This is a genomic window from Chitinophaga varians (assembly GCF_012641275.1).
Taxonomy (GTDB): Bacteria; Bacteroidota; Bacteroidia; order Chitinophagales; family Chitinophagaceae; genus Chitinophaga; species Chitinophaga varians_A.
The window spans coordinates 607,840-623,567 of record NZ_JABAIA010000003.1; the positions used below are offsets into that span (position 1 = coordinate 607,840).

Consider the following 15,728-nt stretch of genomic DNA (forward strand, 5'->3'; position numbering starts at 1 on the left):
ATCAACATTTACTGGTATTATAATTACAACATATGATTGAGGTTAATTTTGATAAAGCAATAGCGGTAGTAGCAAAAGCCCGGGCACAGGGAGTTATACTTTTTCTGGAAGATGGTAAAATCAAATTCCGGACACCGAAAGATGCCGGTATTACGCCGGAACTGCTGGAGGAAATTAAACTGCACCGGGATGAGATCAACGCATTGCTGCATCAGTCCATCTCTGCAGAAACGGCGCCCATCAAGGCAGGTGCGGCAGCGGGCCATACAGGCGTGCGGCTGTCGTTCAGCCAGGAAAGGCTTTGGTTCATCGACCAACTGGAAGGAAGTGTTAAATACCATATTCCCATTGTACTGAAGCTCAAAGGAGATCTGCATGTGGAAGCCCTGCAGCAGGCGCTGCGCACCATTGTCAACCGCCATGAGGTGTTACGTACTGTGTTCAGGGACATCGCCGGGGTGGCCTCCCAGCTGGTGTTAGATAAAGACGCCTGGCAGATGGAGATGATCACGGCGCCGGAATATTATCATGACCCGGCAGCATTAGCGCAGGCCATACAAACGATTATCGATACGCCCTTTGACCTGGCGACCGATCATATGCTGCGCGCCAGCCTGATCACACCGGGAGCAGGGGAATATATTCTGGTGGTAGTAATGCACCATATCGCGGCAGACGGCTGGTCAACCGGCATCATCGTGCGGGAACTGGTAGAGCTGTACCACGCCGGCGTATCAGGTGCAGCGCCGCAGTTGCCGGCGATGGAGATACAATACGCAGACTATGCCGTATGGCAACGTCAGTACCTCTCCGGTGATACGCTGGCCGCGCAGTTAGGGTACTGGAGAGGTCAGCTCTCCGGTACCCCGGTACTGGACCTGCCGGCGGATTACCCGCGGCCGGCTGTTCAGAGCAGCCGCGGCGCTGTGATTACGTTTAACCTTGACCGTGATGAGTCCGATAAGATAAAGACCTTTTCCCGGCAACAGGGCGTTACGGTATTTATGACACTGCTGGCGGCTTTTAAGGTATTGCTGTACCGTTATACCGGCCAGGAAGATATCTGCGTCGGTACACCGGTGGCCGGCAGAACACGGAAAGAAACAGATAACCTCGTTGGCTTTTTTATCAACTCACTGGCATTACGCAGTGACCTGTCGGGACACCCGTCGTTTATCTCCCTGTTACAGCAGGTAAAACAAACGACCCTTGCGGCATACGACTACCAGGAACTGCCCTTCGAGAAGATAGTGGAGGTGGTGGTAAAAGAAAGGGACATGGCCAGAAACCCATTGTTCCAGGTGATGTTTGCCCTGCAAAACACGCCGGCAGCACCGGAACTGGAACTGGACGGCGTTACGTTCTCCTACATGGACACAGCACATACCACCGCCAAATTTGACCTTACCTGTTCCTTTGAAGAGACGACAACCGGCTTTGCAGGAAGGATGGAATACTGCACCGATCTGTTTGATGCGTCAACCATCCAACGGATGATCGGGCATTTGCAGCTGCTGATAAAAAATGTCCTGCAGACACCTGATGAACCTGTTCACTTGTTACCCCTGCTGTCTGCCGAAGAGCGGGAGCAGGCGCTGACTACTTTTAACAATACAGCTGTTCCCTATGCCGATGACCAGTCCATTGTGGCGCTATATTCCGCGTGGGCGCAACAGACGCCCAAAGCCACGGCACTCCTGTATGGAGACGCCGTGATGTCTTACGGTGAACTGGAAACGCTGTCCAATCAGCTGGCGCATTACCTGCGGAGCAAAGGCGTGCAACAGGGAGGCATCGTTCCTGTTTGTACGGAACGCTCCATCGATATGATGGTGGGCATTCTCGCCATCCTCAAAACCGGTGCGGCATATATGCCGCTGGACCCGGCCTATCCGGCGGAAAGGCTGCGTTTCATGCTGGATGAAAGCCGCAGTAGCGTGCTATTGACTACGACGGACTTTCAAAACCGCTTCCTGGAGGAGCAGCCGGACAGGGAGCTGGTGTTGGTTGACCAGCTGCCGGCGTTGCTGACAGGACAACCGGACACTATGCCCGGTAATCCGCCATCTGCCAATGATCTGGCTTATGTGATGTATACATCCGGTTCTACCGGCAAACCCAAAGGCGTGCTGGTAACACACCGCAATGTAACAAGCCTGGTATTGCAACCAAATTATGTTTCGTTGGACGCCGGTAAGACGATCCTGTCTGCCGGGTCGCTGGCCTTCGATGCCACCACCTTTGAATATTGGGGTGCGCTGTTACATGGGGGCCGGCTGGCGCTCAGCGTTGGCAATAGTTTGCTCGACAGTGCGGTGTTTAAACAAGAGCTATACAGCAAAGCGGTAACGACGTTGTTTATCACGACAAGCTGGTTTAATCAACTGGTGGATACGGACATTACTGTATTCGCCCGGTTGTCAGCCATTCTCACCGGTGGTGAAAAGATGTCTGAGAAACATGTGGAGCGTTTCCGGCAGGCATATCCTGATATCAGTATTAGTAACATATACGGCCCTACGGAGAATACCACTTTCTCTTTAAGTTATTATATCAATGACCGGGGACCTGCTTCCAATACGCCGATAGGCGTGCCGCTGAATAACCGTACAGCCTATGTGCTGGACGATGCACAACAGCTGGTGCCGGTAGGCGTAGCCGGTGAATTATACGTAGGCGGGGCTGGCTTGGCCTCTGGTTACCTCGATCGGCCGGAGCTGACAGCAGAGAAATTTATCGCTCATCCTTTCAGCAATAATCCGGAAGAAAAGCTCTATCGCACCGGGGACCGCGCCAGGTGGCTGCCGGACGGCAATATCGTATACATGGGCCGCGTCGATGATCAGGTGAAAATTCGCGGCCACCGTATAGAACCAGGTGAGGTGGAAGGCGTATTGCTGGCCTCTCCTGATGTGGCTCAGGGTATAGTGGTCGTCAAAACGGATGATAAAGGCATCAAAAGGCTGGTGGCTTACGTAGTGCCGGTCAATACTTTAGATAAAGATCAGTTGGTTAGCTACCTGAAAGTGAAGCTGCCGGAATACATGGTGCCTTCGGTCATCGTACCGATGGATAAATTCCCGGTCACTGCCAACGGAAAGATTGATAAGAAAGCGTTGCCGGAGCCTGAATTGAACACCTTGTCTGCCCATAGCTATGTAGCGCCCCGCACCAAAGTGGGTAGCGACATGGCGCAGATCTGGCAGGAACTGCTCGGTGTACCACAGGTAGGGATATACGATAATTTCTTTGAACTGGGCGGCGATTCTATTATCACCATACAGGTAGTCAGCCGCGCAAGGAAGGCCGGTATCAGACTGCATCCCCGCGATCTTTTTCAGCATCAGACCATCGAAAGGCTGGAAATACTGTTGTCTGAAAACAAGGAACAGGTGATGACCGGCGAACAGGGATTGCTGACCGGCGAAAGCGGCCTGATACCGATACAGCGCTGGTTCTTCGATAACAATGCAGCGGCTGCGGGCCACTTTAACCAGAGCGTGTTGGTCGGCATCGATAAAAAGATATCTCCCGACCGGCTGTCGTCAGCCATCAGAGCATTGGTGCGTTACCATGACGCACTGCGTTTTGTTTATCATTCAGATGAAAGCGGATGGCATCAAACGTATGGCACCTACGAAGCGGGCCTCGCGGTGGAAGATCTGCGTGAAATACCGGAAGGATCACTGCCGGAACATATTGCTGCGTATAGCCGTACCATACACCAGTCACTCGATATCACCAAAGGCATATTGATGCGTGCAGTGCTGTTGCAGACGCCGCATAACGAAGAACATAACCGGCTGTTGATCATTGTACATCATCTGGCTGTAGATGGCGTGTCCTGGCGTATTTTGCTGGAAGACCTGGAAGTATTGTTACAGGAAGATGCTCCTGCACTGACCCTTGATAAAGGTAATTCCTATCGTCAATGGTATGAAGCGCTGGTGGCTTATTCCGCTCAACGACGTCTGACGGCGCAATTGCCTTACTGGGAAAAAATATATCAGGAAGGCCGCCTGGCGGCTTTAAAAGAAGCTACGCCATTTGAAGGAAAGGTGACCATCGCTGATGTTGATAATATCGAAACAAGGCTGGATGCCGGTCTTACCCGGCACCTGCTGCAGGACGCTCCGCAGGCTTATCATACGGAGATCAACGATATCCTGTTGAGCGCGCTGGCGCTGGCCGTTGGCAAATGGAACAGCAGCGGGCGTGTTTGCATAGGCCTGGAAAGCCATGGCCGGCATGACATTGGCGGCATGGACATCAGCCGCACCGTGGGCTGGTTTACCAGTTTGTACCCGGTGTTGCTGGAAGTAGACAGCCATCAGTCGCCCGGTGCGGTACTGCGCAACGTCAAGGAACAGCTGCGCGCCGTGCCTGACAAAGGCATCGGCTTCGGCGTATTAAAACAACTGTTGCAAACGCCGTCCCTGCAAGGCAACGATCCATGGGACATCGTATTCAACTACCTCGGGCAATCGGACCGTGTGGTAAAAACAGATGGTATGTTGAGCCTGGTAGAAGAATCTTCCGGAGCGGGCGTAGGAGACAACTATGTAGTGCAGGAAAAACTGGGTGTCAACAGTATTGTTAACGATGGTTCCCTGATACTGATCTGGTCTTACAGCAGGAAACACTTTCAGGCACAACAGGTACAGGCGCTGGCCGATGATTTTATCCTGCAACTGCAACAGCTGATTGCGGACTGCCTGGCACAGCAAACAGCCCTGGTATCTCCCTCAGACTACGGGCTGCAAGGGGTTATGACCATCAATGAACTGGACACCTTTCTGGATGCTGCCCACACCGGTATATCACGGCGTGCGCAGGTTTCCGGATTGTATCGTTTAAGCGCGCTGCAGGAAGGCATGTTGTTCCACAGCCTGTATGATCAGGCTGGAGGCGCTTACATAGAGCAGTTCGGCTGCGATCTGCTCAACGTGCAGCCCAACGCATTTAAAGCGGCATGGGAGCATCTGCTGCGGCAGCATACGATCCTGCGCACGGCTTTCTTCAGCGATGAAGCGGCCATTCCGTTGCAGGGCGTTTTCAAAGAAGCGGCACTGCCGTTCCGGTTGCTGGACTACAGCAGCATGGACGAAGCCGCGCGCCGGCAGGCGGTTGAAGCCTTCACACAACAGGACGCCACAGAAGCGTTCGACTTTAAAACAGCTCCTCTGATGCGCATCGCGCTGATCAAATTAACGGAGGGCCGTCACCGTTTGTTATGGACATTCCATCATATCCTGTTTGATGGCTGGTCTGTTCCTGTTTTAATGGAATCCTTACTGCACACGTATGAGGCCCTGGTGAACGGCAGGCCGGTGCCGGAAGGAGCGGAAGACCGTTACGAAGACTTTATCCGTTATCTCGAAACACGGGACGAAGAAAAAGAAGAACAATACTGGCGTAGGTATATGGAGGGCGTGGAAGACCCCACCCTATTGCCTTTTGTACGCTCCGGCGCAGACCGGACGCGTGAGGCAGGCACCTATAAAGATCATATACTCCGCGTGGATGAAACGCTGACGGCAAAGATCAATGCTTTTGCGCAACAACAGCATGTGACCGTTAATACGCTCATGCAGGGCGTGTGGGCGTTGCTGTTACATCACTACACGGGGCAGGACCATATCACCTATGGCGTAACAGTGTCCGGCCGTCCGGAGGACCTGGCCGGCGTGGAACAACGCGTAGGGATGTACATCAATACTATTCCGTTGCATACGGAAGTACCTGCACAGCAAACGCTGGGAGCATGGCTGCAGGAGCTACAGTCAGGCCAGTTGCAGAGCCGCGAGTTCCAGCATACAGGACTGGATACTATCCGGCACTGGTGTGGTATTGCCGGTGATCTGTTTGATACCCTGCTGGTATTTGAAAACTATCCCGTCAGCAAAGTGATTGAAGCGCAGGCCTGGCAGCTGCAGATTGAAAATGTAGCAGTACAGGAAAAGACCAACTATCCGCTGACGGTCCTGGTAGGTGCAGGAGAAACGATCAACATTCGTTTTAGCTATAATACAGCTCTGCTGGCAGATAATTACCTGCAAGCTATCGCAGGTCATTTTGAAACACTGCTGTCACAACTGCCGGACAATGCAGACAACCTCTTACCGGCGCTGCCGTGGCTCACGACAACAGAAGAGCAATTGCTTCGTACGTTCAATGACACCGCAGTTAAATGGCCGGAACAAAAGACGCTGGTCGATCTCTTCGCCGCACAGGTGGACCGTACGCCGCTGCTGACCGCCGTGGTGGACGAGCAGGCAAGCCTGACCTATCGTGAGCTGGACGCCCTCACGAACCAGCTGGCGAATTACCTGAACAGCAAAGGCGTAGGTGCGGAAACGTTAGTGCCCGTGTGCCTGGAACGCTCACTGGACATGATCGTGGCCATTGTGGCTATCCTGAAGGCCGGAGCTGCCTATGTGCCGGTAGACCCTACCTATCCGGAGGAAAGGATCTTGCACATACTGGAAGATACCAATGCGGATATCATCCTTACAGACCATAGTGGTTTCCACGCCATACCGGACAATTTCGCCGGAGCCGTGCGCCTGGACGAAATACGGCCGGTACTGGCCATTTATCCGGACACCCCGCCCACGCAGGTTGTTCAGCCCGGCCAGCTGGCCTATGTCATCTATACTTCCGGTTCCACCGGAAAACCCAAAGGGGTGATGAATGAACACGCAGGGGTGGTGAACCGCCTGTTGTGGACCCAGAAATATTTTGGCCTCAATGGAGACGATGCCATTTTACAGAAGACAACATTTTGTTTTGATGTGTCCGTATGGGAGCTGCTATGGCCGCTTATCTGCGGAGCGCGGCTGGTGATGGCCATTCCGGACGGACAGAAAGATACCGGGTATCTCAAAAACGCCATCGATCGTTATGGTATTACCACGGTCCACTTCGTACCGTCTATGCTGCAGCTCTTCCTGGAAGATGTGACGCCGGATGATGTTCCGGGGCTGAAAAGAGTGCTGTGCAGCGGCGAAGCGCTGAAGCCGCAACACGTAAGCCTGTTCCGCGAGAAGATCCCGTATGCCGGCCTGTATAATCTCTACGGCCCTACGGAGGCTGCTATTGACGTTACCTGCTGGCATGTGCCGGATGATTTGGGCGAACATGAAATTGTATCTATCGGTCAACCGGTAGCGAATACACAACTATATATCCTCGATAAAGCCGGCGGCTTGCTGCCACCGGGTGTTTTCGGGGAACTGCATATCGGCGGGGTACAGGTGGCCCGTGGTTACCTGAACAGGGAAACCCTGACGGCAGAGAAATTCATTGACGATCCCTTCAGCAATGGCAGACTGTATAAAACAGGCGACTGGTGCCGCTGGTTGCCGGACGGTAATATAGAATACGCCGGCAGAATAGACGACCAGGTGAAGATCAGAGGCTTCCGCATTGAGCTGGGAGAGATAGAGAGCGTATTGCTGGAAAACGAACAGGTCAGCGAAGCGGTCGTTGTCGCGAAAGATGCGCCTGATGGCAGTAAACGCCTGATCGGCTACGTAGTGCCGGCAGGGGAGATAGACCGCACAGCGGTGCTGGACAACCTGAAGCGCCGCCTCCCTGAGTACATGGTGCCTGCTGTGCTGATTCCGCTGCCTGTTATGCCGCTTACCGCCAGCGGAAAGATCAACCGGAAGGCCCTGCCTGCACCGGATGAAACCTTCCTGGCATCATCAGCCTATGTGGCTCCGGGAAATGAAACAGAACAGGTGCTGGCCAATATCTTTCAGCATATTTTGGGAATATCGCGTGTAGGCGTTAACGATAATTTCTTTGCGTTGGGAGGCAACTCATTGTTGTCGATGCGGCTGGTAGCAGCGGTGCGTAAACAGCTGCAGCTGGAACTGCCGGTGAAAGCGGTGTTTACCCATGCCACCGTCGCCTCGCTGGCAGCACATCTGCTGGAACAGGAGCATGCTGCCCCTGTATTGCCGGTAGTAGAGGCGGTTTCACGCCCGGAAAGGGTGCCGTTGTCGTTTAGCCAGGAACGTTTGTGGTTCATTGACCAGCTGGAAGGCAGCGTACAATATCACATTCCAGTGGTATTGCGGCTGAAAGGAGCGCTGGACAAAGAAGCGCTGGCATCTGCGCTGCAAACCGTTATCAATCGCCATGAAATACTCCGGACAGTCATTGCACAGGAAGACGGTGTTGCCTGGCAACGGCTGCTGGACCGCGACCAGTGGCAGCTGACAGTCACTGACGAACCGGTCTACCATGAAGATCCGCTGGCATTGTCCTCACTGGTGCATGCGCTGGTGCAGGCGCCTTTCGATCTCGCTAAAGATCATATGATGCGTGCGCACCTCGTAGTGCTGTCACCGACCGAACATGTGCTGGTAGCGGTGATCCACCACATCGCATCTGACGGCTGGTCTTCTGCTATCATGGTAAAAGAGCTGGTGGACCTGTACCGGTCTTTTGTTCACCGGGAAGCAAGCCAGCTGCCTGAGCTACCGTTGCAGTATGCCGACTATGCCATCTGGCAGCGCCGTTACCTGACAGATACGGTGCTGGCGTCGCAGCTGGATTACTGGAAAGAAAAGCTGGGCGGCGTAGAGACGTTACAGTTACCGACCGACTACTCCCGCCCTGCGGTACAACGCAACCGCGGCGCTGTGACATGGTTCCGGCTGGACGGGCAGCTGACAGCTGGTCTCCGGTCGTTGGCACAGCAACAGGAAGCCACTTTGTTTATGACATTGCTGGCGGCATTTAAAGTGTTGTTGTTCCGTTACAGTGGTCAGGAAGATATCTGTGTGGGCAGTCCGGTTGCCGGCCGTACGCGGCAGGAGACTGAATCACTCATCGGTTTCTTTATCAATACCCTGGCATTGCGCAGTTACGTAGATGGTGAACAGTCTTTCCACAGCCTGTTGCAGGCGGTGAAGGAAACGACGCTCAACGCGTACCAGCACCAGGAAATACCTTTTGAAAAAGTAGTGGAGGCGGTGGTGAAAGAGCGCGATCTCAGCAGAAGCCCGCTGTTCCAGGTGATGTTTACCCTGCAGAATATGCCGGATAGCGCATCGCTGGAATTGGAGGGACTGCAACTGGCGGCGGAACCATTGTCTTACGCTACCACACAATACGACCTTAGCTTTACGCTGGAAGATACAGCAGAAGGCCTGCGGGGCAGTGTGGAATATTGCACGGACCTGTATGTGCCTGGTACCATAGACCGTATGGTACAACATTTTGAGCAGCTGTTGCGCAGCGTGGTGGCAGCGCCGGCTGCCCGTCTCCAATCCCTGCCTATGCTCGGAAAAGAAGAGGAGATACAGCTGCTGTACGGATTTAATCCCACCAGCCAGCCTGCTCCCGAAACGGACACAAAAACACTGGCCATCCTGTTTGAAGAACAGGCAAAACGCACACCTGCCGCTACGGCGTTGGTGTTTGGCAATACCGCGCTGACCTATCAGGAACTGGACGAACGCGCCGGGCAACTGGCGGCACAGTTGGCGCGCCATGGCGTTGGTGCAGGCGCGTTAGTACCGCTGTGTATTGACCGCTCCCTGAACATGATGGTGGCCATCCTGGGCATCCTGAAAGCCGGAGGGGCTTATGTGCCGCTGGACCCGCAGCAGCCCGAAGAACGTATCGGCCGGATATTGGAAGATATGGGTGGCGACCCGCTGATCGTGACCACACCAGCGCTCACGCACCTGTTTCCGCCGAAGGCGAAATTATTATTGCCCGATGACTGGAACAATCCGGCAGGAGAGGATTATGAAATAAAAGCCGCTGCACCGGAAGATACGGCCTATGTGATCTATACTTCTGGTTCCACCGGCGTCCCCAAAGGCGTGGTGATCCCGCACGCGGCGATCGTCAATTTCATCGTTCACCGCAGCCGTGATTTTAGTATAGACGTGACCGATAGAGTATTGCAATTCTCCAACTACTGCTTTGACGCTTCGGTAGAACAAATGTTCCTGCCGCTGGTGAATGGTGCCGTGCTGGTGCTGATACCGGAAGCATTGCGGCTGGACCGGCAGGAGTTTGAGCTGTTGCTGGAACAGGAGAAAATTACCCATCTGGACACTACGCCCGGTTTCCTCGCGTCTATTACGCCGGGCAACTACGGCTCCCTGCGCCGCGTGGTTTCCGGTGGGGAAGCCTGCAGCCTGCAGCTGGCAGCTGCCTGGGCGCCGCATGTGGACTTCCATAACGAGTACGGGCCTACGGAAACAACGGTAGTGGCCACGGCGTACCATTTCCAGTTGCAACAGGCAATAGGTACAGAGATGCTGCCTATCGGCAAGCCGCTGACCAACGTACGTGCTTATATACTCGACAATAACCATCGTCCTGTTCCTATAGGCGTACCCGGAGAACTGTTCATCGGTGGCATACAGGTTGCGAAAGGTTATCTGAACAATCCGACGCTTACCGCAGAGAAATTTGTTTATGATACATTCTCCGGCCATAACGACAAACTATACCGTACCGGTGACTTGGCTTGCTGGCTGGCAGACGGTAACATCGCTTACCTTGGCCGTATAGACGATCAGGTGAAACTGCGCGGTTACCGTATTGAGCTGGGCGAGATAGAAAGCGCGCTGTCACAACATCCGGACATACGGGAAGCCATAGCGGCCGTGAAAGCCGATAGCGCCGGCCACAAAAGGCTGGTGGCTTACCTCACCGGCGAAACACTGCCGGAGCGGGAAGCTCTGTCCGCCTTCCTGCGCGACAGGCTGCCGGAATACATGGTGCCTGTGCAATTTATTCAGATAGCCACCATACCGTTAACCCCTAACGGTAAGGTAGATAAAAAAGCATTGCCGGTACCGGACGTGGAAGCACTGAGCGGCAATGCTTTTGTTGCGCCCCGTAATGAAGCCGAATCCCAACTGGCCGCCATATGGCAAAACCTGTTGAACGTACAACAGGTAGGGATATACGATAACTTCTTTGAACTGGGCGGTGATTCCATTATCACCATACAGGCTGTAAGCAGGGCCAGGAAAGCAGGCCTGAACCTGCATCCGGCCGACTTGTTCCGTTATCAGACCATTGCCGGCCTCGCCGCCATGCTGGCATCCAAACAGGACACGCCGGACAGTCATGCCGAACAGGGCCTGCTGACAGGCGCCAGCGGACTGTTGCCCATACAGCACTGGTACTTCGCCCATACTGCGGATGTTACCGGGGAAACACATTTTAACCAGGCCTTGTTGCTGGAAGTAGACAAAACAGTGGAGGTAAGTGCGCTGGAGACAGCGATAGAAAGGCTGTTGCAGCACCACGATGCGTTGCGTTTTTCCTATACAACGAACGACGGGCAATGGCAGCAAACGTACGGCGCGCACAACGGCACGCTCGAAGTCATTGACCTGCGTGATGAAACAACAGACACGCTGCCGGCGGAAATCACCACAAGGGCCGAGTACTATCAACGCAGCCTGCATCCTGAACAGGGCATCGTGACGCGTACCGTTTTCATGACCACACCGGATACCGCTTCCCACAACCGGCTGCTGATCGTGGTACACCATCTGGCCATTGACGGGGTTTCCTGGCGTATCCTGCTGGAGGACCTGGACCAGCTGCTGAAACAAGCGGCTACCGCGCTTCCGCTGAAGAGCAATTCCTATCGCCAATGGCAGGAAACACTGACCGCTTATGGTCAGCGGCCTAAAGTGCAGGCGCAGCTGGCATACTGGCAACAAACAGCGGCAGGCTACACGCCGTTACAGGGCGACAAGGCCTTTGACGGGGCGGTGACCATCAGGGATACGGCCAATCACGTAGTGCGATTGAACGCCGGGCAAACCCGCCGCCTGTTGCAGGACGTCCCTAAAGCATACCATACCGAAATAAACGACCTGCTGTTATGTGCGCTCGCCATCACGTTGCAGGAGTGGAACAATACGGATAATGTTACCATCGGGCTGGAAGGCCACGGCCGTGAAGCCATCGATGCCACAACAGATATCAGTCGCACCATAGGCTGGTTTACCAGCCTCTATCCCGTAAAACTTTCCACCGGCGCAGGCAGCATCGGTGAGCGACTGAAGGCGGTAAAAGAACAATTGCGCAATGTCCCTGATAAAGGTCTGGGATATGGCGTGTTAAAATACCTCCAACAGGAACCGGCGCTGCAAGGCAACGATCCATGGGACGTGGTGTTCAATTACCTTGGTCAGACCGGCAATATCACCGCTACAGACGGTTTGCTGCGTATGGCCGCGGAATCTCCGGGCGCCGCGATCGGCAAAGACTTCCCGCTGACAGAAAAAATCGCGGTGGACAGCATGGTACAGGATGGAGAGCTGGTGCTCCGGTGGAAATACAGCAGTCAGCATTTTTCCGCTGCCGCCCTGGAGAAAATGGCCGCTGCCTACATCAGGCACCTGGAGGCGCTGATCACGCACTGTGCAGACCGCCACGAGCCGGCGTTTACGCCATCGGACTTCGGTCTGGGCCGGGAAATCAGTGTTGCGGAACTGGATACTTTCCTCGATGCCAAAGTGGGCGCCGTCGCCCGTCGTACCAGGATCAGTAGCCTCTACCGGCTCACCGGGCTGCAGGAAGCCATGCTGTTCCACGCATTGTACGATGAGCACTCCAACGCCTATATGGAGCAGTTTACCTGCGACCTGCTGCACCTCAACGAGCCCGCTTTTATCCAGAGCTGGAACCTTTTACTGCAAAGGCATACCGCCTTACGCAGCGGCTTCCATGCCGATGAGTTCAGCATCCCGGTACAAGGCGTTTACCAGGACGTGCAGGTGCCAGTGGTGTTACAGGACTATCGCGGCCTTACCGCCGAAGAGCAGCAGGAAGACATGGCGGCTTTCCTGGAAGCGGACCGCAACAAAGGATTCGATTTCAGTCACCCGCCGCTGATGCGGCTGGCATTGATACGCCTGGATGACGACCGTCATCGCATGGTATGGACTTCCCATCATATTTTGTTTGACGGCTGGTCATTGCCGCTGATACTGGAAAACCTGTTACGGATATACGAAGCTGTCGTGACACAGGCTCCTTTGCCGGTGTTTACGGAAGACCATTACGAAAACTATGTCCGCTACCTGGAACGTCAGGATAAAGAGCAGGAGGAAGCCTTCTGGCGCAACTATATCAAAAATGCCACTGACGCCACGTTGCTGCCCTTTATCGGGGCTGCTGAAGCGCGCAACGCCGGCGTGGGCAGCTACCGCCAGGAACTGCTGGAGCTGGACGAGGCGGTCACCCGCAACATCCACCAATTTGCGCACCGTCACCGTATCACGCCCAATACCATCATACAGGGCGTGTGGTCGTACCTGTTATACCGTTACACCGGCCGACGGGAAATTACCTTCGGCATCACGGTGTCTGGCAGGCCGGAAGGATTGCCAGGCGTAGAACAGGCCGTGGGGATGTATATCAATACCCTGCCTTTGTGTGCCGTCATCGATCCGGCCAGGCCGGTCACCGCATGGCTGCAGGAATTACAGGCATCGCAGCTGCAATGCCGCGAGTACCAGTATACGCCGCTGGATGATATGCAACGATGGACGGGCATTACAGGAGACTGGTTTGATACGCTGCTGGTATACGAAAACTACCCTGTAAGCAAGATGGAGGCTGCGCAGCAAGGCGCATTGGGCGTGGAAAATATTGCAGTACATGAACAAACCAACCTGCCGCTGGAAATACTGGCCGCTGTGGCAGATACCATCCGCATCACGCTGCGCTACAACGCGGACCTGATGGCTGATACCTATATCGCCGCTATCCGCGGGCATTTCGAAGAAGTGCTGTTGCAGATGACGGCTCATGACAACATACAATTACATCAACTGGACATATTAACGGCAGCAGAACGGATACTGCTGACAGAAACACTGAACAGCCGCAAAGTGGCGTTCCCGCAGGAGAAAACAGCCGTGTCCATCATCCGTGAAAGAGCGGACATGATGCCGGATGCCACCGCGATCATCTTCGGAGAAACGGAGCTGACCTATCGCGTGCTGGAAGAACGCTCCAACCAGGTGGCCCACTACCTGCAAAGCCTGGGCGTGAAAAAAGATATGGCCGTGCCCATCTGCATAGAACGGTCACCGGAGATGGTGGTCGGTATACTGGGCATCCTGAAGGCCGGCGGCGCTTATGTGCCGGTAGATACTGCCTACCCCGCGGAAAGAATCGCCTTCCTGCTGGAAGATGTGGAAGCCACGGTGGTATTGAGCAGCCTGCTGCTGAAAGAAAAAATAGCCGCTGTCACCAGCGCCCGCGTGATCGCGCTGGATGACCGCCGGGAGGAGTTGTTCCGTCAGCCTGTGGCAGGCTCCCTGCTGTTGCCATCTCCCGCGGACCTGGCTTACATCATCTATACCTCCGGTTCCACCGGCAAACCCAAGGGCGTGCTGATAGAACACCGGGGCATGTTGAACCATCTGTATGCAAAAATCAATGACCTGCGGCTCGACCATCGTTCGGTAATCGCCTTCACGGCTTCCTATACCTTCGATATCTCCGTATGGCAAATGCTGGCAGCACTGCTTTGCGGCGGTACCACCATCATCTATTCGGAAGAAACCATTATGCAGCCGGAGCAGCTGATGCGGGAGGTAAACCGCCAGCAGGTGACTATCCTGGAACTGGTGCCTTCTTATCTGGCTACGGTATTACAGGAAGATATTCCCGTGAAACTGGACGATCTGGAATTCCTGCTCGTGACCGGTGAAGCGGTGAGCCAACAGGTACTGGCGCAGTGGTTCATGCATCCGCATTACAACCGTATCCCCGTCGTAAATGCGTACGGCCCTACGGAGGCGTCGGACGATATCTGCCACTACATTATGTATGAAACGCCCGTACAGTCCAATATCCCGCTGGGATATCCGGTACAGAACCTCAACATCTACGTGGTGAATGAAGCCATGCAGTTATGTCCCCCCGGCGTGCCCGGTGAGGTATGCGTTTCAGGCGTAGGCGTGGGAAGAGGTTATCTCAAACGTCCGGAACTGACAGCCGAAAAATTCATCACCGATCCGTTTATCACGGGAATGGCTGTACGGATGTACCGTACTGGTGACCTTGGCCGCTGGCTCCCTGACGGCACGGTGGAATACCTTGGCCGTATGGACGACCAGGTGAAAATACGAGGCTTCCGGGTGGAACTGGGCGAGATAGAACACGCGCTGCAACTGCATGAACAGATACAGCAGGCAGTGGTGGTAGCCCGCGCAGACCGCAGAGGGCATAAACAACTGGCGGCTTATGTGGTTACTACGGACGCTTATGACCGTGACAACGTATATGCGTTCCTGAAAGGCCGCCTGCCGGAATATATGGTACCGTCCTGGCTGGTGCCGCTGGAAAAACTGCCGTTGACGGCCAACGGTAAAATAGACCGCAAAGCATTGCCCGCACCGGATGAAGTACAGGGATGGTCGTCACAAACGTATATCGCTCCCCGTAATGAAACAGAGGCCCAACTGGCTGCTGTCTGGGAAGATTTGCTTGGCATAGAAAAAGCAGGTGTGCAGGACAATTTCTTCGACCTGGGTGGGCACTCATTGCAGGTAATACGGCTCACGTCTACCGTCCGCAGGCAGTTCGGTGTGGAGGTAAATGTCAGGACATTCTTCCAGTTGGCCACCATCGAGCAACTGGCGAGGTACATCCGGTTAAATCTTGATCAGCCTTCGGCCGATGATGATGACGATCTTGAAACCATCACCCTATAA

The 15,728-nt window shown here is 54.5% G+C and carries 1 protein-coding gene; it reads left to right on the forward strand.

Going from position 1 to position 15,728, the window contains the following annotated elements; translation table 11 throughout:
- Positions 1-32 precede the first annotated feature (32 nt).
- Positions 33-15,728: a non-ribosomal peptide synthase/polyketide synthase gene (locus HGH92_RS25580; protein ID WP_168873650.1), complete on the forward strand. Its 15,696-nt coding sequence runs from the start codon at positions 33-35 to the stop codon at positions 15,726-15,728.

Bases quoted from the DNA above. Each gene is read 5' to 3' on its own strand.
- HGH92_RS25580 (WP_168873650.1), top strand. From the start codon at position 33: ATGATTGAGGTTAATTTTGATAAAGCAATAGCGGTAGTAGCAAAAGCC.